Origin of the sequence: Candidatus Phycosocius bacilliformis, assembly GCF_003112735.1 — a bacterium.
In the GTDB taxonomy this organism is placed as follows: Bacteria; Pseudomonadota; Alphaproteobacteria; order Caulobacterales; family Aquidulcibacteraceae; genus Aquidulcibacter; species Aquidulcibacter bacilliformis.
This window is the reverse complement of sequence record NZ_BFBR01000004.1, coordinates 140641-164545: the sequence shown is the minus strand read 5'-3', so window position 1 is coordinate 164545 and position 23905 is coordinate 140641. Positions and strand designations below refer to the sequence as shown.

Genomic DNA, 23905 nt, shown 5'->3' with positions numbered 1-23905 from the left:
ATGATCCATCAGAGGTCTCCAGCTTCCTTATACCCCTGTGGGGTATGTAGGCCGGTTTGTTCTTTGCGGCAATCAGCAAGCTCACCGGATGTGCCGCGCAGCCCCGTGGGATACCCGAAGTTAGTGCCATACCTTCAGAAGAGCTCAACCGGCGTAATCCGGGCATGGCCTATGGATGAAACCTCTTGAATGCCATTGCTCAGCGGACTGATGGAGGTCTTTGACCAATATCATAAGTGATTGATTTTATTTATTTATATAAATGACGACTTGTCATTTCTGACCCAGAATCAACGAAAATCAACAACCCTCAATGCGATGGTCACGCGAGTTTAGTCACACCATTTTTGCCCAAACCGACGCATTTCCGTTTCTCACAAATTGCAAAATTTTTGCAAATTTTTTGAAGCAGGAGGACAAACGACTCTCACAAAACCGACAAGATATAGGCATCGTTGGGGGGTTAGGTAGTGGCTTGGCCCTGAACGCATGGTCAATCGAGATGTCACATCACTTGCATGATCGCCTGCTAGTTTTCCAACTCTCATTCTTGAAGCAAGTTGGAGCAGATTGTGCGCACTTCTATGAAATTCATCCTGCCGTTCATGAGTATTGTTGGGCTGTCGGCTTGTGCGACAGAACTAAGTGTCGCCGAGCGTATCGCGCGAGCAGATCCGGCGTTTAACGTAACAGCCCGCGGCGAAACGGTGCCGGTAGGATCGGTCAATCAAGATGCCGCGGATGATCCCGCGATTTATCGCAATCCGCTCCAGCCTGATGCCAGCTTGATCGTGGGTACAGACAAGAAGGCTGGTCTTTATGTCTATGACCTCTCTGGGAAGATACGGGATTTCAATGACGCAGGCCGTCTGAACAATGTGGACCTTCGCGCTGGTGAAATTGTGAATGGGCAAAGTGCGGTCTTGGTGGCCGCCAGCGATCGAACAGATCCAGCTGCGGCGCGAATTGCGTTGTTTACGCTTGATCCAGCCAGTGCGCGATTGACACCAGTTGGGACCGTACCGGCCGGACGCGGCGAGGCCTATGGCATTTGTTTGGCGAGGTTCGATGGGAAATTATTCGCCTTTATGGTTCTCAAGGATGGTGTGATTCATCAGGTCGCCCTTGATGTTGCGGGTCCCAAGCCTGCGGCAACGATTGTGCGAACCTTGAAACTTAAAAGTCAGTCCGAAGGCTGTGTGGTCGATGAGGCAACTCGGCGTCTATATGTGGCCGAGGAAGATACCGGTCTGTGGCGGTTTGACGCCGATCCAGACGGAGACGGCACACCATCTTCAGTTGCGATGGTTGATGGGCGGAAGTTGGTGGAAGATGCCGAAGGGGTGGCCTTAGGTCTTGGGCCCAATCAACAGCGTTTCATCCTTGTTTCCAGTCAAGGCGATAATGCGTTCACGCTCTACAATCGGGAAACAGAAGCCTTCGTCGGTCGCTTCCGAATTGTTGCGGGGAACGTCGGGTCTGTTGAGGAAACAGACGGGATCGATCTGGTTCTTGGAGATTTCGGCCCGGCCTTTCCAGGTGGGCTTTTGGTCGTTCAAGATGGCGAACAGGCCGATGGAACCCAGAATTTCAAGCTTGTCGCCTGGGATGATGTGGTTCAAGCCCTCGCGACTGCTCCAACCACACCAAAATGAAATGACCCCGCGCCAGTTTGGAGCAGGGACTCCAAGCTGGCGCGGGGCCAAATTGTGATGCGCTATAGGCCTATGCTGTCTTAGTATTTGAAGCGCATGCCAATGAGATAGCGGGGCCCAAAGGTTTCATACTCGATTGGATAGAGTTCGCTGTCGGCAAAACGGCGACCTGGGCTGTCAGCCAGATTGATCCCATCAAACGTGAGCTCAATCTGGTCAGTCACGGCATAACGAATTGAAAGGGAGAGACTTTCAGAATCGTTCCAATAAATGTCGCCATTGCCATCAGGCACCACTTGTCCGTTGACGGTTGCATAGCCGCCAACAGATTGGAGCCATTTGGTGCGATATTGATAGGCAAGCCGAGCTGAAAGCCCGTATTTCTCATAGGTTATAGCGGCATTGGTAACGAGGTCAGAGGCCCCCGGTAGATCGACCTTTCGGTTTGGTGCAGTGCCGACAGATGGGACGTTGATTTCGCTATCGTTTGCCGTAGCAGAAACGCGAACACCAAAGCCTTCCAACCAAGCTGGCCCATTGGATGCTTTGACCCAGTTCTCGATCGTCTGCGTATAGGCAATTTCAAGCCCAAGCAGATGCCCATCGCCGCCATTGCGGATCGTGGTAAAATTATAGCCGGAGCGATCACGGTCGGGCGTATTTAGGACCGTGCTGCCGAAGGTTCCGCTTTGGGTGAACAAGGCGTCTTTGATGTCCTTGTAATAGACGCCAACTTGGAAATAGCCTTGCGGCTGCATGTAATATTCAAAATAGGCATCAAGGCCGACTGACCTCTCAGGCTTGGCATCGGGATTTCCGCCCGTGATCAAGCCCGGCGCATCGTCGATGGAGAAATTTGCAGCCAGATCATCGAAATCAGGACGCGCTGCACCGGTGTTCAGACTCAGCCGGATCTTCATGTCATCATTGAGGTCATAATTGACATGCACACTGGGGAAGAACAGCGTGTCGTCATTCTTGAGCTGGGTTAGCACGCGCACCCCGCCGATGAGCGGGAGAGCCTTTGATGTGTTTTCGGTCCGTTCAAGGCGTCCGCCAAAGACGATGTTGCCCCAATCTCGACGGACAGTGGCCATGGCATAGGCTGCCAAAATGTCCTCAGTCACGTCATAATATTCACCCGACCCATCTTGAACCGCCCCGATCCGCCGATCTTTCAGGCTGCGAATGAAATCGCCAACCTTATCGCCAGAATAATAGCGGAATGAGTAACCCAATGGATATTTACCCTTGAAAGCTGTATCGATGGCAAAATCACCATAAGTCGGCAAGGCAACCCCTGCTGCGACAAAATCAGCGGCACGCGCGCGGTATTGGGTCAGACGACGCTTTTTCTCGCGAGATGTTACAAGTCCGCCAACCTTAATCGTCGCGGGCAGCCCGAAAAGTGTGCTCTCTCGAGTCATGTCCAGTTTGCCAGTCCACGCCAAAGTGAGATCGCCGCCTTCAGCATCGGCAATCTCTGTGAACAGCATCGGGAATGCTTCGATATTTCTGACCGCATCGCCGCGCGAGCGAACCGTGCCCGTGAGAACCGTATTATAAAGCCGAACGGTGTTATTGCTGACATCAGTGAAGTCATAGTCAACAGTCGGCCGTGAGGTGACTGTGGTCGGGCTTTGGAAAACAGGCGTGCCCGTTAGATCTTGCCCATCTTCGGTTTCGGTGAAATTGAAGCGCCAATCGATGTCCCAGCCAAACCGGCTATGATTGCCCCCAATGGTGTTGGTCAGGATGTATTCTTTGATATCCCCGGTTCGGAAATTCCAGTTCATCTGGACCCCATACACCGTGCCGCGATTGGGTAGGTTGCCTGAACAAATATCATTTGCGGTGCTTGTGGTGATCGGTGCAGGCGTTGCCGGGCAGGGCGTGGTTGGTGTCGTCGTGGCACCATTATCCAATCGGAAAATATAATTGTTGCGCAGCTCAACGTCTGTATACTGACTATAGACGATCTGGGCAAATAGCTTGTCATGCTCTGTCGGTCGCCAATCAGCACGAAGTGATCCCGAGATGTTGCCACGCGTCAGGCGATAGGGTTTGTTTTCATATTCACGCGCCCAGCGACGGGTCTCCGAGCCTGGTCGCCGGTCAATTCCCGATGGCCCACTCGCGCCCGAAATTGTGCCGCCTGGCCGCAGGTAAGGGTCTGTCTCCCAATTGTCCGTCACCATCTCGCGCTCATAGAATGAGGCTTGGGCGAGGATCCCAACTTTATCGTTTAAGAAGCGGTCCGCGAGCACCAAAGAGGCATCGATCTCGCGGCCACCACCCAATTCAACACGTCCCAGCGATAGGCCGCCGGTAATCCGCCGCCCGCGATAGTCATAGGCTGAACGGGTCCTGATATTGATGTTTCCAGCCACAGTGTCGCCGGATAGATCTGGGGTAATGGCCTTGTTGATCACCACCTGGCTGGCGATTGCCGTTGGGATGTTGTCAAACCTGGTATCTCGGCCCTCAGGCGATACCACGCTCATTCCGTCGATCGAATATGTGACCCAGCGGCGCGGTTGACCCCTCAGATTTACGTATCGGCTTTGGCCTTGATCCTTTTCAACCGCAACACCGGGAAGACGGCTAACCGCATCAGCAATATTCTGATCTGCCAATCGGCCCGCTTCATCAGCAGACAGAACACTGACCAGAGCAGGTGCATTGCGTTGAACTTGCAAGGCCGCTCGATCGGACTCCAGAATTGGCCGATATCCACGGACAATGACGGTTTCTGCTTGGGGTGTCGTAATTTCTGAAGAGGTCTCGGCGGATTGTCCATAGGCCTGTGTCGCAGCCAATAAACCAATACCACTTACCGCGCCCACCAGGGCAGCGCGCGTCAACTTAATCGTCATGAATACCCCCATAAGAGACGCATGCTGCGCCATAATGATTGGGCGGTATCGCGAAGGCGTGACAGGCTGACGTCGTTCAAATCTCAGAAATGTGAAACCTGGCTCACAATCTCGTGATCCCACTTACTCGTATTGGGTCCAGATTTGGGTGACCTGAGCCCCGAATAGTCCAAGTTTCAGGTGGCAGAGTGTTATAAGCCACCAAACACCGCGCTGGTTGCCTCGAAAGGCGGTCAGTGATCGTCACTGCGACGGACAGCCGGGACAAAAAGGGCGGACAGCCAACGGTAAGACATGTTCCCTGAGCGCAACCGCCGCCTCAGGGCCAACCTTTCACCCCTTCTGTCCGGAAACATTAATTGTGAATCTGGTCCTATGGTCTGCTTTGCGCCAAACTAGGTCAATGGGACGGTGTTGAACGATGCTCGAAAGCGGACGTTTAATGCCCTCGAACAATGGGTGCACCTCACGGGGTTCAAAATTCTACAAACTTTTGGCTGAGTTTAAGGGAGCTGGGTCAGGGCCAATACCTCCTTTGGCAACACAACACCAAGTGAGTTTCCAATCCGCCTGACTGTAAGTTCGACCATGCGTGACTCCGTGCACTGTTATGACAAAAATAGCAACCATTCTCCAAAAAAGCATTCGTTTTACCATCACCCTTTGGGGTAAAGCCAACAATCTCAGCGATTCCCTTGACGGATTTGTAAACTGACGTTGTAGTCTCCAACTATTGGAGAAATGACCATAGATGTTTTGGACGATTACTCGATTTGAGGCTTGGTATCAGCTTCGCAACGTCTATTTGCTGGCTTGGGCATTCCTGTCGCTTTCAGTGACTTCAGCCATCTTTCTCTATGAACCCATGCGCATTGATCCGGGCGAGTCGCTTATCTCGACGAGTGCAACCTATTTCCTGCTGATCTTTCTGGGGATAGTCGTCGGCTTAATGGTTCCGATGACCGCGATATTGGGAGGGGCGGTAGTACGCGACCTACAGCTTGGCAGCGGTGAGTTACTTAAGGCGACGCTTCTTACACGAACTGGCTATGTTTTTGGTCGGTTTTTGGGTGCCTTTCTACCAATCGCTTTGATTTATCTGCTTCATATTGTGCTGATCTGGCTAGTCTGTCAGTGGCCGAGCCTGCCTGCCAATAAATATCCAGACTTTGAGTTGGCGGCTTTGCTGCAACCCGCTGCGATCATGGCCTCAACCTTGCTGTCCATGGCCTGCATTCTCTTCGCCGTCGGCACGTTGGCGCGTTCTGCGCTTGTTTCTTACATTATTATTGCCTTGCTGATTGGTGCTTGGGTTTTCACGCTTACAAAGGTTGAGTTTGGTGGCTACGAAGAGATGCGTAACGCTTTGGATTGGACAGGCTTTGCGTCTGTGCTCTTGGCCAATGACACTCTTTCTATTCATGAACGGAATACAGAACTCCTCACCCTGTCGCCAGACTTCTACCGAAATCGCACTGTTTGGCTCTGCATTGGTGGCTTGAGCCTTTTGGCGGCTTGGCTCCTTCAAGGGACACGTGGCGGCCTTTGGGGTAATCGCCGCATCGATGCAGCCGCCGGGCCGATGCCACCCGAAGATGGCCAATTAAAGCGCTATCAAACCAAATTGGACCTTGCTGCTCTGCGCACACAGATTTGGGCTAGGTTGACCCTAGACCTCAAACGCATTGTGATCAGCCCTGCTTTTGGCCTGCTGATAGCAGGTGCCATCTATTTGTTTTGGATCATCGCCAACAACACTGGCAGCTTTGGTGACAGGGGCATCGAACCTGTAACCCGATTACTCGTAAAAGAGCTGTACAATCCATCCATGCTATTGGTTGCATTGACTGCATCCATCTTCGCGTCCGAATTGGTCTGGAGCGATACAGATCGACGCATTCATGAGTTGATCGACGTAACTCCTACCACCAGTTGGGTGTATGTCATCCCCAAATTATTGGTAGTTTGCTTTGCGACCATGAGCTTTGTGCTGGTTGGATCAGCAGCTGGTTTGGCGGCTCAGGCAGCCAAGGGCTATCCTTTGTTTGAGGTAGGGAAGATTGCGCTTTGGCTTTGGCTTCCAATGTCACTTACCGTTCTTCAGTTTAGCGCAGTGGCCTTATTCTGCCATTGTGTGACTCCTAATAAGGTCTGGGGGTGGGTACTTTATATTGCACTGGCGATTGGTATCAGTCTCTTGTCTGACCTAACTGGCGTAGACCATGTTCTTTTTGATTATGCATTCGTTGAATTGGTACCCTTGAGCGATTTCAATGGCCAAGCTCACTTCTGGAAGAACAACGTTTGGCTCCAACTTCACTGGACCTTGATAGCATGCATATTTTTATTGAGTGCCGTCTTGATGTGGCGGCGAGGCGTTGAGCAACGACTTAAGCCAAGGCTAGCCGCACTATCAATTGAATTGCGATCAGCCACTGGACTTGCACTTGCCGTCGTCTGTCTTGCGAGCTTGGCGTCAGGCAGTTGGATTTTCTATCACACAAATGTGGTCAATTCCTTCCTGACTGACGGAGGCTACAAAAAATGGGCTGCGCAGTCGGAACGTGACTTAGCCCCATTGGAGTCATGGCCCGGCCCAACAATTGTTGCACTCAAACTTGAGGTCGACATTCGCCCCAAAAAGGTGACGGCGACAGCGAGCGGCGCGCTTACCCTAGAGAACCGCACCAATCGCCCACTGACCCAATTCATTTTGAACCATGGCTCTATCTTTCTTGAATCGGCCTCTATGCCGGGTGCAAATCTCAAAGAAGAAATCAAGGACTATGGTATTGCGGTTTGGACTTTTACCAAGCCGCTAAAGCCAGGTGAAAAGCGGGACCTTACTTTCAAAAGCTCCATTGATGGAAATACGGTAGCGAGTGAGAACCCACCAACTGCGGTCGTCTCCAATGGAAGCTTCATTGAAAGTTCCAAATTGGTGCCAAGCGTCCGAATTGATCGCGGTTCCTGGCTAATCGATCCTAAGGAACGCCAGAAATACGACCTTCCTGAAAAGCGTCCGCTTCCGGATGCCATGGTGGACGAAAACAATTATACACCGGGAAGCGCGTGGGTTGATGCAGATATCATTGTGTCGACCGATGTTGGTCAAATCCCAGTCGCGCCTGGCATATTGGTGCGCGAGACCGTCAAAGACGACAGAGTGACGCGCCATTACCGTCCACCCGTCAAGATCAATAACGCGTTTGCAGTCCAATCAGCCAATTATGTTGTAAAGCGCGAGAGGATTGAATTGGCGAATGGTCCGGTCGACTTGGAGATTTATCATCTGCCAAACTTCACCCGCAATGTTGAAGTCATCATGACCGCGATGAAAAGCTCCGTGCAAACCTTCTCGGAACTCTATGGCCCCTATCCGTTTGGTGTGCTTCGCATCATTCAAACGCCTTCTTATGGTGCTCGAGATATTGCCGCGCAGGCCTATTCGGGGACTGTGCCATTTTATGAGGACGGTGGCTGGCTGCAAATAATTGAAAATAGGAAGTGGGTGGACGACTTAAGCCACATCACTGCCCACGAGGTTGCTCACATGTGGTGGGGGCATCAAGTCAGGCCCTCCGCGCGTCCGGGGGCGCGTGTCCTTACTGAGGGCTTAGCCGAAATGAGCTCATGGATCGTGTTGAAAAACCTGTTCCCAAATGATTCGACCTTTTCCTACTTCCACGATGCTGAGAGCGCCTATTCGACGGGGCGAGGCAAGGAGAAAACGGGCGAGCCGACCTTATCTACCTTAGAGGGAGAAGATTATCTTGCCTATGGAAAGGCTCCAATTGTGCTCGACAGCCTTCGCACGGCTATTGGGCCTCATGCATTTGATGCTGCCTTACGTTCATTCATAGAGACCCACGGCTTTGCCGACCGTCCGTATCCAAATGTACAAGACCTGATTGGTTCAATCAAACAGGCTGCAAAGCCTGAAGTTCATTCCGTAATTGATCAATTGTTCAACGAACGCACGACTTGGAACAGTGAGATTAGCTACCTCGACATTGTCAAGCCGACCAAAACTCGTGCCGCAGTTCGATTGACGGCGCGAGCATGGATAGAAACTCTCGATAAACTGGGAAAACCTGTTCGAAGCACAGGCATAAAAGGCGCGCCCCTTAGATTTTTCGAAAGCATCCGTTGTTCGGAGGACGAGTTGAAACGCACCGCCGAACTAAACAATGTCACGGCCCCCGATATCTTGCGTGACAACTGCATGATGACAGAGCAGATCGCTCAATACACCGTGGATCTTAAGCCTTCACCCCAGAACCTGCAGTTTGATCTTCCCACGACAAGATGGGGCAGCGGTGTGCGGCTAGGCGATGCCGTGAGGTGGGGCGGTAAAGGAGCGGTCAACTCACAATCGTATGCCTCGTCGTTATACCCGCACGAAGATTTCCTCCCTTCCCAAAAACCAAAATAGGCAGGCCGAAACATGCTGACCATCACCGACCTGTCGCATATCTATCCCAATGGCGTGAAGGCCATTTCCAACCTAAACCTAACGATCCCAACAGGCATGTTTGGTCTTCTGGGACCTAATGGTGCGGGTAAGTCCACCTTGATGCGATCTATAGCAACCCTTCAAACGCCAACGCAGGGGGCGATCCAATTTGGGGAAATCGATGTCCTAAAGCAACCCACTAGATTGCGAGCTCAGCTTGGCTATCTGCCACAGGAGTTTGGCGTATATCCGCGCGTGAGCGCGCTTCAACTCTTGGATCATTTTGCGCGATTGAAAGGCTTCTCCAAAACCAAAGAGCGCAAAGAGATGATTGAGGGACTACTCAGTCAAGTCAATCTTTGGGAAGCACGGAAGAAAGCGGTCGCCAGCTTTTCTGGGGGCATGCGCCAACGCTTCGGCATCGCACAGGCATTGATAGGTGACCCGAAACTTTTGATCGTGGATGAACCAACCGCCGGCCTAGACCCCGAAGAGCGCGCTCGTTTCCTCAACTTATTGGCGAGCCTGAGTGATGAGGCGGTGATCATACTTTCAACGCATATTGTTGAAGATGTCTCCGATCTCTGTCCCAGTATGGCGATCATGGCAGGCGGCCGAATTGTCTTGGAAGGCAAAACATCCGAACTGATCGGTAGGTTGGATGGTATCGTTTGGCGCAAGGTCGTTAGTCGGACCGAAGTGGCCGAGCATCAATCCCAATATCGCGTCATTGCCACCCGCCTTTTTGCGGGAGAGACAGTCCTACATGTGTTGTCTGAAACAGACCCAGCCAATGGCTTCCTGCCTCTCCAGCAGGGCCTGGAGGAGCTTTACATGGCAACCATGCAACAAGACAGAGCCGTCGATCGGCGAACACCATGAAAGGGTGCAAGCTCATCCAGTTGATTTTAATACGTTCAATGATTTCATCTGAGGAGATGCGCTGATCGCAGGCAGTGCACGATTTACTCAATCTCTTTTGGCGACCCTAAATGTTAGGGATTCTGCTGACTTGGGTCTGTCTGTTGTAAACCGATAGCTCGGAACCAGGAAAGCGTCCGGCCTAACGTAATCCTCCGCTTTTGGGCCGGCAGAAGTTAGGCTTTACCGTTGTGATCAATGGCGTCTTTCGACGTCTGCGCACTCCTAAGCAGAACATCCGCAATAGGCAATAGTTGGCCGAAAGCGGATGGTTTAGTTTGGAGAGCTTGGTGAGCAGAAGCTGCCATTCCGATGAATTGGTGGGAACACGTTCAGCAAAAATGGTCTTTTGCAGATTTTGTGGCACTCGGAGTGAAGGTCTAAGTCACCTCAGGCTATATCTTGACACGAGCAAAACGCGCTAAGTTCCTCTTTGATCCCTAGAGGCAAAAAATTGCCCATGAACCCCAATTCTTGGAATCACCCAAATTCCTAGATTCAGGCCTACCCAATTAGACCATGGTCACAATTTTGGTCACGTTCTGGTCACAATAACCCTACGACCAAGTCGGGAATTATTTTTGGTATTGATTGTAAATGAAAAAATGGTGGAGCCAAGGGGAGTCGAACCCCTGACCTCTTGAATGCCATTCAAGCGCTCTACCAACTGAGCTATGGCCCCATCTGATTTGGTCGTGACGGACCAAATGGATCGAGTTGCGGGTTCCACCGACCCCGCAAGAGCGCCGCGTATAGACGCCCTGTGCGCGGGGATCAAGACGGGCGGCGCAGCAGCACTGCAGCCAATCTCATCTGCCTTCTGCACAGCTTGTTGGACCGATGTGCCCGGCAGCAAAAAGGCCCGCCCGCGCCGACTGGGTCGACAAGGGCGGGCCTGATGGATCAGGGTTTAGGCCGTGGGTGAGGCCATGCTGGGGCGATCAGCGCGGATCGACGTCATCATCATCGGGGCCTGGAATATCGCCCAGATCGTCATCGATCAGATCTTCATCATCTTCCAAGAAGGGCACTTCATCGTCGCCTGCGGTTGGATCATCATCGTCCAATTCCTGCTCGGAGAAGCCCTCTGGTACATCCGCGCCGGCTGTCCCTTGGTTGATCGGGTCAGATTCTTCATCATCATCGAGTTCAAGTGGGGCTTGGTCGACCGCGGCGGCATCAAGCTCAGCGGTGACTTCTTCATGCTCCAGTTCATCCTCGTCCAGATCAGGATCAATGACCTTGGCGGGTGCGTCTTCGTCATCCTCTTCGGCTGCGGCAGCCAGTTTCGGATCAAAGGCGGTCAGACGGGCTTTTGCGCGCCGTGCCTTGACGGCCTCATCATCGGGATCGAACACATTGCCGCACTTGGGGCATTCGGCAGGCCGCTTGTGCAGGTCATAGAATTTTGCGCCGCAGGCAGGGCACAATTGCTTTTCGCCAAGGTCAATTTTAGGCACTGTTGGGGCTCCACTGGCCAATCGCCAAATTGGGAAGGTCAATCCAAGGGCGCAGCGCTTGCCACGTTAGAGGGACGCTGTCAAAACCTCTGCTGCAGTCGGATGCATTTAGGCCAAGGATTGGCTGCGCAAGCCATCCAAGACGGCAAAAAACGTCGGGAAGGTTTTGGACGTGCAGGCGGGGTCTTCAATGGTCACGCCCTGATTGGCAAGGCCTGCCACGGCCAAGGACATGGCCATGCGGTGATCGTCATAGGTGGCGACTTGGGCAGGTGCCAAGCGGGCGGGCCGGATCAACAGGCCATCGCGCAATTCGTCCAGATCTGCCCCCATGGCGCGCAATTGGGTTGCCATGGCATGCACGCGGTCGGTTTCCTTCCAGCGCATATGCTCCACCCCGCTGATGCGCACGGGGCTGGTGGCATTGGAGGCGATAGCGGCCAAAGTCGGGGCGGTGTCAGAGATGGCATTCATGTCGATCTCCACCCCGGTCAAATGTTTGGGCCCCACCAAAGTCAGCCCATCGGCGGTCTCGCGGACATGCGCACCCATGGCGGCCAAGGCGTCGACGAACAAGACATCGCCCTGCAAGGCCTTGCGGCTTAGCCCTTTGATGGTCACCTCACCCCCGGTGACGGCGGCGGCGGCAAAGAAATAAGACGCGCTGGAGGCATCAGGTTCGACCTGATAGCTTTCTTTGGCCAGATAAAACTGCCCAGCCGGGATCACCAGGCGATCAGGCGCGGGTCGGTCGACCCGCACACCCCAATCAGCCATCATGGCTATCGTCATGGCAATATAGGGTTCTGACACGATGGGCCCGGTCAGCACCAATTCGGTATCATGGGCGGCAAATGGGGCCACCATCAAAGCAGCACTGACTTGTTGGCTGGATTTTTGCGGGTCCAGTTCGATCCGCCCACCCGGCAGGCCGGCCCCAGTGATCGACAGCGGGAAATGGCCGGGCTCGCCTTCAAAATGAACGTGCGCGCCTTGTCCGGCCAAGAGTGCCACCAAATCGCCCATGGGTCGCTTGCGCATCGCAGCGACACCATCAAATCGGACCTTATGCCTGCCCAGACCGCTTAAGGCCAACAAAAAGCGGGCGGCGGTGCCGGCATTGCCGACAAACAGGTCGGCATGCCCTGCCGCCGGGCTTGGTAAAACCCCGCCGCATCCAGTCACTGTAAAGGTGGCGGCCTCCCGGTCATGGGCCACTTCAAACCCCAGTGCGCTTAAGCATTGGGCAAAGATGCGGGTATCATCACTGTCGAGTGCCCCGTTCAGCACCGATTGGCCCCGCGCCAAGGCTGCCAATAAAAGCGCCCGATTATTGATGCTTTTTGAACCGGGCACTTGCACGGTTCCCCGCGCGGGCGCGGTGAAGGGGGCGATGAACAGGGTTTCCATCGCGCTGTCTTAATCAGCACAGAAGGTAAAATAAACCCGGTCGCTCCAGTCACTGGCAGGCGGGCGGCAGACTCGCTGGGCCACAGGTTGCAATTGGGGTTTGGCAGGGCAGGGCAAGCTTGGTATGGCCCAAGCCAAGGTCAATAAGTCGTAGCTGGTCCCCAGAAGAGCGGCACATTCGTCAGCGGCGATGGCAGGGTCCAGAAGCAGGCAGGAAGATGATTATTGCAGTCGACGGCCCCCTGGCTGCAGGCAAGGGCACCATCTCAAAGGCATTGGCCGCCCATTATGGCCTGCCGCATATGGATACGGGTAAGCTCTATCGCGGGGTGGCCTATCGGCTGTTGGCGCAAGGACTGTCGCCCCATGATCAGGCCGCAGCGGCCGGGGTTGCCAAAAGCTTGTCCATGCAGGGAATTGAGGACGAGGCCCTGCGCACCGCCGAAGTCGGGGCCGCAGCCTCGGTCGTGGCTGCCAATCAGGCCGTCCGCCAAGCCTTGTTCCACCTGCAACGCGACTTTGCCCTCCAGCCTGGAGGTGCGGTGCTGGATGGGCGGGATATCGGTACAGTGGTCTGTCCTGAAGCCGATGTGAAACTCTATGTCAGCGCCAGCCCAGAGGAGCGGGCGCGGCGGCGTCAGGCAGAGCTGTCGGCCATGGGCGAAGAGATTTCGTATGAGACCATGCTGGCCCAGACGATTGAGCGCGACACACGTGATTCTGGCCGCGCCGATGCCCCGCTTCGCCCTGCTGAAGACTCCCACTTGCTCGACACCACTGGTCTGAGTATAGAGGCGGCTGTGGATAAAGCCCGATTGATCGTGGATCAGGTGCGCTCGGCCAAGGGTTGAGCGGGCAGGTCGCGAAATTTACCCAATCGTTTGATCCGCACTACACATGTCCAACATCATGCGTTGCAAGACGTGAGGCCCGAAGGCCGCAGGACCTTTCGGGCAAGACCGCCGGAGCCAACCGGCAGGCCTGCATTCATCTATTCGGAGATTGAACACAACATGAGCGACACGCTCCTTAACCCGAGCCGGGACGATTTCTCGGCACTTCTTGAAGAATCCTTTGGGGCCCGTGGTGGCCTGACCGAAGGCAAAGTCATTTCTGCCACCGTTGTTGGAATCGAAAATGATTTCGTTCTGGTGGATATCGGCCTGAAAACCGAGGGGCGCATTCCGCTGCGCGAATTTGGTCTTGAAGGGTCGAGCCTGAAGGTCAATGACACGGTTGAAGTCTATCTCGACCGGATCGAGAACGCACTTGGCGAAGCTGTCGTCAGCCGCGAAAAGGCCCGCCGTGAAGAGGCCTGGGGCCGTCTTGAAAAGCTGTTTGCCACGGGCGAAGCTGTGGATGGTGCGATTGTTGGCCGCGTTAAGGGCGGCTTCACCGTCGATCTGGGCGGGGCCAATGCCTTCTTGCCCGGCAGCCAAGTGGACATCCGCCCTGTGCGCGACGTCGGCCCGCTGATGAACATTGTCCAGCCCTTCTCCATTTTGAAGATGGACCGTCCCCGCGGCAATATCGTGGTGTCGCGTCGTTCGATCCTCGAACTTGATCGCGCCGAGGCCCGTACCGAAATCGTAGCCGGTCTGGCCGAGGGCGAGATCCGCGACGGCGTGGTCAAGAACATCACCGATTATGGTGCGTTCGTGGACCTGGGCGGCGTCGATGGTCTGTTGCACGTCACCGACATGAGCTGGAAGCGCATCAGCCACCCAAGCCAAGTGCTGAACGTGGGCGACACGGTTCAGGTGCAGATCGTCAAGATCAACCCCGATACTCAGCGCATCTCGCTGGGCATGAAGCAATTGCTGTCCGATCCTTGGGATGGGGCCGAAGCCAAATATCCAGTCGGCGCACGTTATTCGGGCGTCATCACCAACATCACCGATTATGGTGCGTTCGTGGAGCTGGAATCGGGCGTGGAAGGCCTGGTCCATGTGTCGGAAATGTCCTGGACCAAGAAGAATTTGCATCCTTCCAAGATCGTCAATCCAGGCGATCCAGTGGATGTGATCGTGATCGATGTGGATGGCGACAAGCGCCGCATCTCGCTGGGTATGAAGCAAGCTCAGGCCAATCCTTGGGAAGCCTTCTTGACCCAGTCACCAATCGGCTCGACCATCAATGGCGAAATCAAGAACATCACCGAGTTTGGTCTGTTCGTTGGTGTCAATGACGAGCTCGACGGCATGGTGCACATGTCGGACATCGACTGGAACCTGCCCGGTGAAGAGGCCATCAAGTCGTACAAGCGCGGCGATATGGTCGAAGCCAAGGTTCTTGACGTCGACGTGGAAAAAGAGCGCATCTCCTTGGGTATCAAGCAGGTGTCGTCTGATCCATTCGCGACTGAAACCCTCAAGCGCGGCCAGACCGTGACCTGCACCGTGACCGAAATCGCTTCGGGCGGCATCGAGGTTGCCATTGGCCCAGACAACATCATGAAGGCATTTGTTCGCAAGTCGGACATTTCGCGTGATCGGGCCGAGCAGCGGCCAGACCGCTATGCCGTCGGTGATCGGGTCGATGCGGTCGTGACCGCCATCGATAAGGCCACCCGTAAGGTGTCTGTCTCAATTAAGGCACTTGAAATGGCTGAAGAAAAAGAAGCCATCAGCCAATTTGGTTCTTCCGATTCGGGCGCATCGCTGGGCGATATCCTGGGCGCTGCCCTGCGTCAGAAGGAACAGAACGATTGATTGTGATGGCGTAAAGCTAAGATCATAACAGTCAAAACCGATGTTACCGAAAGGCCAGGGCGACGCCCTGGCCTTTTTATCTTGGCACAAAAGAGAAATTTCCTTACGAAGGCTTGCGCGTTCATAGTTTTTTGCTGTTATATGGCTGACTAGAATTTAACTGGGGGACAGACCCACATGTTGCGATCTGAACTTGTTGCTAAATTAGCTTCCGAGAATCCGCATCTGTTTCATGGGGATGTCGAACGGGTGGTTGATACCGTGCTTGAGGAAATCACCCGGGCTCTGGAAAAGGGTGATCGGGTCGAGCTGCGTGGCTTTGGTGCCTTTTCGGTGCGCGCCCGTGGCGCACGTCAAGGACGCAATCCCCGTACCGGTGAAGGCGTGGCGGTTCAGGCCAAGCATGCGCCCTTCTTCAAAGCAGGCAAGGAATTGCGTGCACGCCTGAATGGCGGGGTTGATCCCGGCGAATAATGGGCCTCGTATCCGGGCGACAGCCGCGGATGGTCTGACCACATAAACACCTAATATGCGGCAGGCGCTTGGCCGTGCTGTGACCGTGTGTGCCTGGTCCGCCAATCCGATTTTCCTCCTATCAGTGTGTTGAAAGGAAAAAGCATGAGTATCGCGCAGGAATTCAAAGCCTTTATTTCAGGCGGCAATGTGGTGGATCTGGCTGTTGGTGTGGTGATCGGGGCCTCGTTTGGCAAGATCGTGACTGCCGTGGTCGATAAATTGATTATGCCGGTGGTTGGCTTGCTGACAGGCGGGGTTGATCTGTCAGGCATGAAGATTGTCCTGCAGGCCGCTGATGAGGCCAGCAAGAAAGCCGAAGTCGCCATCGGTTATGGTGATGTCTTGGCGGCAAGCTTGAATTTTGTGATTGTTGGCTTTGTGCTTTTCATGGTGGTGAAGGCCTATAATAAAGTCCGCACGCCGGCCGCCCCCGCTGCCCCGGCAGGGCCTAGTCAGGAAGAATTGCTCGCCGAAATCCGCGATCTGTTGAAACAAGCCCGTTAGGTCAGCCTCGGTCAGGGTCTGTGCCTGCAGTTTTGCTGGCGGCTTTGCTTTTGCTTTAGCGCGCAACGTTCTACATGAGCATCATGGGCCGAGTTGAAGCTAAAATTTGCGGGTTGAAAGAGCCCCAGCATGTGCTTGATGCGCTGACCCATGGGGCGGCCTTTGTCGGCTTTGTCACTTTTCCCAACAGTCCCCGCCATATCCTGCCATCTGATGCCCGCCCCTTGGCGGCCTTGGCAATGGGGGGCGCGCAGACCGTGTCGGTGTTGGTGGATCCTGATGACGCGCTGATTGAGCAGGTTCTGACTGACCTCGCGCCCGATTTTCTGCAATTGCAGGGCGGGGAAAGCCCAGAGCGCTGCGCCCATTTGCGCGCGCGCGGAGTTGGCATCATTCGCGCGATCGGGGTGGCAGAGCCTGCAGACCTCGAAAAGGTCAAACCCTATGCGGGCTGTGTGGATTATTTTCTGTTTGATGCCAAAGCCCCCAAAAAGGCCAACCGCCCCGGCGGTTTGGGCCAGCCCTTTGACTGGGACATTCTACAAGGCTATCGCGCCGAGGTGCCTTGGTTTCTGTCCGGCGGGCTCTCGCCTGACAATGTCGCCGAGGCGGTCGCCCGGACAGGTGCACGGCTGGTGGATGTGTCCTCTGGCGTCGAGCGCGCGCCCGGCCTAAAGGATAGCGGACGGATTAAGCGCTTCCTCGATGCGCTTCCCGCACACTAATGGATCACTGATCACAATGGACGCACGCAATTCCTGGGGTTCTTATCCCGACGCAGAAGGCCGCTTTGGCAATTTTGGTGGCCGCTTTGTGGCTGAGACCTTGATGCCCAATATTTTGGCGCTGCAAGAAGCCTATGAGCAGGCTAAATCCGATCCGGCTTTTTTGGAGACGCTCGACATCTTCCTGCGTGACTATGTCGGCCGCCCAAGCCCACTTTATTTTGCCGAGCGTTTAAGTGCCCATTTCGGCGGTGCGAAAATCTATTTCAAGCGCGATGAACTCAACCATACAGGCGCGCACAAGATCAATAATTGCATGGGCCAGATCTTCCTGGCCATGCGCATGGGCAAGACCCGGATTATCGCTGAGACCGGTGCTGGTCAGCATGGCGTGGCGACGGCGACTGTGTGTGCCCGCTTTGGCTTGCCCTGTGTGGTCTATATGGGGGCGAAGGATGTTGACCGGCAAAGCCCCAATGTCTTCCGCATGAAATTGCTGGGCGCAGAGGTTCGCCCTGTCGATGCGGGTACCGCCACCTTGAAAGATGCGATGAACGAAGCCCTGCGCGATTGGGTCACCAATGTGAAGGACACATTCTATATCATCGGGACAGTCGCGGGGCCGCATCCCTATCCGCAATTGGTCCGTGACTTCCAGTCGGTGATCGGGCGGGAAACCCGCCAGCAAATGCTTGAGCGCGAAGGGCGTCTGCCTGACGCGCTGGTTGCCTGTATTGGTGGGGGGTCCAATGCGATTGGGCTCTTCCATCCGTTCTTGGAAGATGAACAGGTCAAGATTTATGGTGTCGAGGCTGCCGGTCATGGCATTGAAACCGGCCTGCACGCAGCCGCTTTGACAGGTGGCCGGCCAGGCGTTCTGCATGGCAATCGCACCTATTTGCTGCAGGATGACGATGGCCAAATCATTGACGCCCACTCGATCTCCGCCGGGCTTGATTATCCAGGTGTGGGTCCAGAGCATGCCTTTTTGAAGGACACTGGCCGGGCGACATATTTGTCGGCCACCGATGAGGAGGCTTTGGAAGCCTTCCAGCTTTGTGCCCGCCTTGAAGGCATTTTGCCGGCCTTGGAGCCATCCCATGCGCTGGCCCGTGTTGGTGAGATTGCCAAGGATGTCGGTAAGGGCGGGATTGTGGTGATGAATCTCTGCGGCCGGGGTGACAAGGATATTTTCACCATCGCCAATGCATTGGGAGCCAAGATCTGATGCCGGTTTCGCGTCTTTCTGAAGCTTTTGCAGCCGCAAAGGCAGAACACCGCGCCGCCCTTGTGGCCTATGTGATGGCGGGTGATCCGTTGCTTGAGACGTGTGCAGCCATTCTCGACGCCTTGCCGGGGGCCGGGGTTGATGTGATCGAATTGGGCTTTCCCTTCACCGATCCGATGGCCGATGGCCCGTCGATCCAACGGGCGGGCATTCGTGCGCTTAAAAATCAGGTCACGCTGAAAAAGACCCTTGCCTTGGCCGCTGGCTTTCGCGCCAAGCACCCGACCACGCCGCTGATTGTGATGGGCTATCTCAATCCGGTGGAGACATTGGGCTATCAGGCTTTTGCGACCTTGGCAGCAGAATCGGGTGTGGATGGAGCCATCATTGTCGATGCCCCGCCTGAAGAGGATCGTGACTTGCGTGCTGCCATGCAGGCCAATGAGTTGGCCTTGATCCGGCTGGCAACCCCCACCACCGACGCCCGGCGCCTGCCCAAAGTCGTCGAAGGCGTCAGCGGCTTTGTCTATTATGTCTCGGTTGCGGGCATCACCGGCGACAAGGCAATTGAAACCGCTGACATTGCTGAGGCTGTGGCTGCAGTGCGTCAGGCATCGGGCCTGCCGGTCGCTGTTGGTTTTGGCATTAAGACACCAGAAGCGGCTGCCCGAACTGCCCAAATCGCTGACGGTGTGGTGGTCGGTTCGGCCCTGGTTGACGTGATCGCCCAAGCCCATGAAACTGGCGCGGATGCGGCCCAAGCGGCGGCCGCCTTTTGTCAGTCCTTGGCGCACGCCATTGCGCAAGCCCGTCAGGAGCCCTCGGCATGAACAGCTGGATCGACCGTCTGCGCCCCGGCATCAATAAATTGCTGCAAAAGCGCGAAACCCCCGACAATCTTTGGGTCAAAGACCCGGATAGCGGGGAAATGCTCTACCGCGTTGATCTGGAAAACAGCCAATGGGTCACCCCGTCGGGCCGGCATATGCGGATCGGGCCCGAGCTTCGCTTCCGCTATTTGTTTGACGGCGAAAGCTGGCTGGCGATCGACACGCCCAAAGTCGTTGAAGACCCGCTGAAGTTCAAAGACGATAAACGCTATGTGGATCGGCTGAAGGAAGCCCGCGCCAAAACAGGTCGCGATGATGCCATGGCCATTGGCTATGGCAAGATTGGTGGCAGCCATGCCGTCGCACTGGTGCAAGACTTCAACTTCATGGGGGGCTCACTGGGCATGGCTGCGGGCGAAGCCTTCATCAAGGCCGCCCAGGAAGCACTCGACCGCAAATGCCCGCTGATCTGCTTTACCGCTGCCGGTGGCGCGCGCATGCAGGAGGGGATTCTCTCGCTGATGCAGATGCCGCGCACCACTCTGGCCATCGACCAATTGCGCCGGGCTGGCCTGCCGTACATCGTGGTTTTGACTGACCCCACCACTGGGGGCGTGACCGCCAGCTATGCCATGCTGGGCGACATTCATATTGCCGAGCCCGGTGCCCTGATCGGCTTTGCCGGTCAACGGGTCATTGAGCAGACCATCCGCCAGAAACTACCCCCCGGCTTCCAGCGATCTGAATATCTGCTTGAGCATGGCATGGTGGATATTGTGGTGGACCGGCGGGAGCTGAAGGCCACTTTGGCGCGAGTGATCGGCTTATTGAAGGCCTGATCGGCTTGCCGAACCGCGGTGTTAATTGATATAGAATTATATCATTTCTGCGGACCGGAACCGACTTGGACACAGCCCTCTTCACGCTCCTGCATCTTTTGGTCTTCGTCTATTGGCTGGGCGGGGATTTGGGCGTGTTCTACAGTTCAACCATCCTGACCGACACCCGTCAGCCTGATGCAGCCCGCATTGCCGCGGCCCGTGTGCTGGCGCAGGTGGATATGGCCCCACGCACCGCCATGATCCTGACGTTGCCCACCGGGCTGACCTTGGCCGTGCACAAAGGCTGGCTGGTGTTGGGGCCGTTTGTGGTGAGTTTGATTTGGGTGGGCGCGCTTCTTTGGCTGACATTGGCCTGGACCCTGCATCTGCGCCATTTAGGGCCAAACAGTCTTTTTCGGCAGGCTGATATGGCGATCCGCTGGGGGCTGATCGCAGGCCTTCTGATTCTTGCCGCCAATTTGTGGCCACATGCGCCAGCCCTGCCGCTTTACCTCAAAGCCAAATGCGCGATCTTGGCGGCCACCATCCTGTGTGGCTTATTGATCCGCCGTGCCCTTGGCCGCTTTGGCCCGGCCTTTGCGCGCATGGTTGAGCATGGTGCCCGCCCTGAAACAGATCGTGATATCCAGCAGGCCCTTGATGAAAGCAGGCCGCTTGTCGTCACCATCTGGCTCTTATTGCTGGTTGCGGCCTTTTTAGGCCTGGCAAAACCCTTGTGAAGGAAGCTGATCCCATGGCCGACCCCGCCCGTCATAATGACCACATTGCCGATCAATTGGCCGCGCTGGTTGGTGCTGAGCATGTTCATAGCGATGAGGCCACACGCCACGTGATGAGCGAGGATATTTTTGCCCAAGGTGGCCTTGCGGGTCTTGTTGTGGCCCCGGCGACGCGCGACCAGCTCTCGGCTGTGCTGAAGATGGCCCGCGCGGCAGGGTTGGCCATTCTGCCGCGGGGGGGCGGCATGAGCTATACCAAGGGCTATGTGGCGGAGACCTCAGGCGCGCTTTTGATCGATACACGGCGCATGGATAAGATCATCACCATCAGCCCCGAGGATATGATCGCAACCGTCGAAGCCGGCTGCACGTGGGCAAGCCTGCATGCGGCTCTGGCCCCTTTGGGTTTGCGCACGCCGTTCTGGGGGCCGTTGTCGGGCATTAGCTCGACCATTGGCGGTGGCGTGTCCCAACTGAATGCGTTTTTCGGGGCCGGTATTTGGGGCACGACGTCGGACAGCGTGACAGCCCTCACCATCGTCCTAGCCGACGGCAGTGTGCTGCGGACAGGCACAGCGGGAACCATCGGGGCAAGCCCCTTTTTCAAACATTATGGCCCTGACCTCACAGGCCTGTTTTGCGGGGATTGCGGGGCCTTGGGTGTGAAGGCTGAGGTGACGTTGCGGCTGATACCCGCCCCGACACATGAAGCCCATTTGAGTTTTTCTATGCCGGATTTGGCCCAGACCGCTGCGGCGACAGCAGCCGTGGCGCGCACCAATCTGGCCAGTGAAGTATGTGCCTTTGATCCCAATCTCGCCCGCATCCGTCTGCGCCGCGCCAGTCTGTTGCAGGATGTGAAGACATTGGCCGCCGTGATCGGGGCGCAGAAAAATGTCCTTGACGGGGTCAAGCAAGGTGCCCGCATGGCCCTGGCCGGGCGCGGCTTCATGGATGACGCGGGCTATACGTTGCATCTGATCACCGAAGGGGCCAGTAAGGCCCAAGTCGAGGCGGCAGCCGACCAATTGCGCCACCTCGTCAAATCCCACGGCGGTCGTGAGATTGAAAACACCATTCCCAAAGCCATGCGCGCGGCCCCCTTCACGCCGTTGAACAATATCTTGGGTCCTGATGGGGAGCGTTGGGTCCCGATCCACGGCATTGTCGCCTTGTCGCAAGGCCCTGCCTGCTGGCAGGCCCTGGATGCCTTATTCGCCAGCTACCAGCAGGCATTTGACCAGCGCGGCATGACAAGCGGTTATTTGGTTACCACTCTGGCAACCAATGGCTTTTTGATCGAACCGGTTTTCTTCTGGCCGGATGCCCGTTTTGGCCTGCACGAAACCACGCTTGAGCCATCCTATCTGGCCAAATTGCCCAAGCTGCCTGCTAATCCTGACAATGCAGCCCTGGTCGATGAGGTGCGGGAGAAAATCCTCGACATTTTTCAGCACTTCGGGGCAGCCCATTTCCAGATTGGCCGCACCTATCGCTATGCGGCCACCCGCGCCCCTGAAACCATGGGGTTGCTTAAGGCCATCAAAGCCTATCTTGATCCTGAAAACCGCATGAATCCCGGAGTATTGGGCCTATGAGCACGCGCCTATTGGACGTCAAAAACCCGCGTACCGGTCAAGTGGACGCCCAGCTTGAGGTGGCGGATGCTGACATTGTGCAAGCCAAGGCGGCTAAAGCACGGGCCGCGCAAGCCGGGTGGGAGGCCTTGGGCCTGGAAGGCCGGGCCAAGGTCCTGCTTGACCTTAAAGCGGCTTTAGCCGCCCATCTTGACGCGATCCACGCCGCGCTCGCGCATGATACGGGAAGGGGCAAGATCGCGCGCCGAGAGATTGAAGGTGCCATTGCCAGCTTGGGTGGCTGGGCTGCCCAAGCCCCGCATCTTTTGCCCCAAGGCTGGAGTGAAGGGCGCAGTGATCCCCGCATGGCCCATGCGCCGCAATGGGTACCCTATCGGCTGGTGGGCGTGATCAGCCCATGGAACTTCCCACTGACCTTGGCCATGATCGACACCATACCAGCGCTGTTGGCTGGCTGTAGCGTCATCATTAAGCCATCTGAAGTCACCCCGCGCTTTGTTGCACCATTGGCAACAGCGATTGGCGATGTCCCCGCCTTACAGGACGTCTTGCAACTGGTTTTGGGTGATGGGGAAACCGGCATGGCGTTGATCGATGCGGTCGATGCCATTTGCTTTACCGGCTCGGTTGCCACCGGGCGGAAGGTGGCCGTGCAGGCCGCCAATCGTTTGATCCCTGCCTTTTTGGAACTGGGCGGCAAGGACCCGTTGATCATCACCGAGACGGCTGACCTCGACAGGGCGGTTACAGCGGCCCTACGCGGCTCGGTCCTGTCTACCGGGCAGGCCTGTCAGTCGATTGAGCGGATTTATGTGGCAAGGCCGCTTTATCAGGATTTTGTCGACCGTCTTGTTGTGTCGGCCAAAGCCGCCCGCCTTAACCAGCCCGACCGGGGCCAAGGCGAGATTGGCCCGATGATTTTTGGTCGTCAGGCCGGCGTGATTGCTGCCCAATTGCAGGACGCTGTCGCCAAGGGGGCGACAATACTGACCGGTGGGGTGGTGGAGCATCATTTGGGTGGCGACTGGATCGCCCCGACAGTGGTCGTCAATGTCGACCATTCCATGGCCCTGATGCAGGAAGAAACCTTTGGACCGGTGATGCCCGTGATGGCCTTTGATAGCGTGGACGAAGCCATTGCACTTGCCAATGATAGTGACTTTGGCCTGTCGGCTGGGGTGATTGCGGGCAGTCTTGCGGAGGCTGAAGCGATTGGTCGTCGGATCGATGCCGGAGCCATCAGCTTGAATGATGCGGCATTGACCAGTCAATTCTATGAGGCGGAAAAACATAGCTTCAAGCAGAGCGGTCTGGGTGGGTCGCGCATGGGCCCTGCAGGCTTCCAGCGCTTTTGCCGTCGCAAAGCCTTGATTGCCAACCGGGGTGACGTCACGCCCTTGAGTGCCTATGCTGAAGAGGCGTAAGATTGGCCTGATCCATCGGCCCCACACCAG

At 55.8% G+C, this 23905-nt stretch carries 17 protein-coding genes and 1 tRNA gene; 14 read left to right on the top strand and 4 right to left on the bottom strand.

All coding sequences use genetic code 11. The annotated features are described in order from the left end of the window. Positions 1-584 precede the first annotated feature (584 nt). Complete coding sequence (locus tag PbB2_RS07965; protein ID WP_108984782.1) at positions 585-1655, top strand: phytase; 1071 nt, start codon at positions 585-587, stop codon at positions 1653-1655. Between the two features lie 80 nt (positions 1656-1735). Here the strand turns inward: PbB2_RS07965 and PbB2_RS07960 are convergent, their stop codons facing one another. Further along, positions 1736-4531: a TonB-dependent receptor gene (locus PbB2_RS07960; RefSeq protein WP_192576234.1), complete on the bottom strand. Its 2796-nt coding sequence runs from the start codon at positions 4529-4531 to the stop codon at positions 1736-1738. Positions 4532-5282: 751 nt separating this feature from the next. On the opposite strand from PbB2_RS07960, the gene PbB2_RS07955 reads away from it, so the two are divergent. After that, positions 5283-8966 (top strand): ABC transporter permease/M1 family aminopeptidase, encoded by a 3684-nt coding sequence (locus PbB2_RS07955; RefSeq protein ID WP_108984780.1) that lies wholly within the window; start codon positions 5283-5285, stop codon positions 8964-8966. Between the two features lie 12 nt (positions 8967-8978). Continuing rightward, complete coding sequence (locus PbB2_RS07950) at positions 8979-9869, top strand: ABC transporter ATP-binding protein (RefSeq protein WP_108984779.1); 891 nt, start codon at positions 8979-8981, stop codon at positions 9867-9869. Between the two features lie 645 nt (positions 9870-10514). Here PbB2_RS07950 and PbB2_RS07945 read toward each other — a convergent pair. The 3 genes from PbB2_RS07945 to aroA all read right to left on the bottom strand — a co-directional run bounded on the left by PbB2_RS07945 (position 10515) and on the right by aroA (position 12778). Next, positions 10515-10590 (bottom strand) — tRNA-Ala (locus PbB2_RS07945). Positions 10591-10849: 259 nt separating this feature from the next. Further along, positions 10850-11368 carry a TIGR02300 family protein gene (locus tag PbB2_RS07935; protein WP_192576233.1) on the bottom strand — a complete coding sequence of 173 codons (519 nt, stop codon included), beginning with the start codon at positions 11366-11368 and terminating at the stop codon, positions 10850-10852. Between the two features lie 108 nt (positions 11369-11476). Continuing rightward, positions 11477-12778 (bottom strand): 3-phosphoshikimate 1-carboxyvinyltransferase, encoded by a 1302-nt coding sequence (gene aroA, locus PbB2_RS07930; protein WP_108984776.1) that lies wholly within the window; start codon positions 12776-12778, stop codon positions 11477-11479. A 218-nt stretch (positions 12779-12996) separates the two neighbouring features. On the opposite strand from aroA, the gene cmk reads away from it, so the two are divergent. From cmk to PbB2_RS07875, 11 genes are all read left to right on the top strand, one after another. Continuing rightward, entirely contained in the window at positions 12997-13629 is a 633-nt protein-coding gene (gene cmk, locus PbB2_RS07925) for a (d)CMP kinase (protein ID WP_108984775.1), read from the top strand. Positions 13630-13791: 162 nt separating this feature from the next. Next, positions 13792-15489: a 30S ribosomal protein S1 gene (gene rpsA / locus PbB2_RS07920; protein ID WP_108984774.1), complete on the top strand. Its 1698-nt coding sequence runs from the start codon at positions 13792-13794 to the stop codon at positions 15487-15489. Between the two features lie 177 nt (positions 15490-15666). Beyond that, positions 15667-15963: an integration host factor subunit beta gene (ihfB, locus tag PbB2_RS07915; RefSeq protein WP_108984773.1), complete on the top strand. Its 297-nt coding sequence runs from the start codon at positions 15667-15669 to the stop codon at positions 15961-15963. Between the two features lie 144 nt (positions 15964-16107). Beyond that, entirely contained in the window at positions 16108-16509 is a 402-nt protein-coding gene (gene mscL / locus PbB2_RS07910; RefSeq protein WP_108984772.1) for a large-conductance mechanosensitive channel protein MscL, read from the top strand. A 74-nt stretch (positions 16510-16583) separates the two neighbouring features. After that, positions 16584-17234, top strand: a complete 651-nt coding sequence (locus tag PbB2_RS07905; protein WP_238164914.1) for a phosphoribosylanthranilate isomerase — start codon at positions 16584-16586, stop codon at positions 17232-17234. Between the two features lie 16 nt (positions 17235-17250). Further along, positions 17251-18462 carry a tryptophan synthase subunit beta gene (trpB, locus tag PbB2_RS07900; RefSeq protein ID WP_108984771.1) on the top strand — a complete coding sequence of 404 codons (1212 nt, stop codon included), beginning with the start codon at positions 17251-17253 and terminating at the stop codon, positions 18460-18462. After that, positions 18462-19292, top strand: a complete 831-nt coding sequence (gene trpA / locus PbB2_RS07895; protein ID WP_108984770.1) for a tryptophan synthase subunit alpha — start codon at positions 18462-18464, stop codon at positions 19290-19292. The genes trpB and trpA overlap by 1 nt, the downstream gene beginning before the upstream one ends. Then, complete coding sequence (gene accD, locus PbB2_RS07890; protein ID WP_108984769.1) at positions 19289-20131, top strand: acetyl-CoA carboxylase, carboxyltransferase subunit beta; 843 nt, start codon at positions 19289-19291, stop codon at positions 20129-20131. Before trpA ends, accD begins: the two co-directional genes overlap by 4 nt. Positions 20132-20196: 65 nt before the next feature. Continuing rightward, positions 20197-20853 (top strand): hypothetical protein, encoded by a 657-nt coding sequence (locus PbB2_RS07885; RefSeq protein WP_108984768.1) that lies wholly within the window; start codon positions 20197-20199, stop codon positions 20851-20853. A 14-nt stretch (positions 20854-20867) separates the two neighbouring features. Then, positions 20868-22451, top strand: coding sequence for an FAD-binding oxidoreductase (locus tag PbB2_RS07880; protein WP_108984899.1), 1584 nt, complete (start codon positions 20868-20870; stop codon positions 22449-22451). Beyond that, positions 22448-23875: an aldehyde dehydrogenase family protein gene (locus tag PbB2_RS07875; RefSeq protein WP_108984767.1), complete on the top strand. Its 1428-nt coding sequence runs from the start codon at positions 22448-22450 to the stop codon at positions 23873-23875. The genes PbB2_RS07880 and PbB2_RS07875 overlap by 4 nt, the downstream gene beginning before the upstream one ends. Positions 23876-23905: the final 30 nt, after the last annotated feature.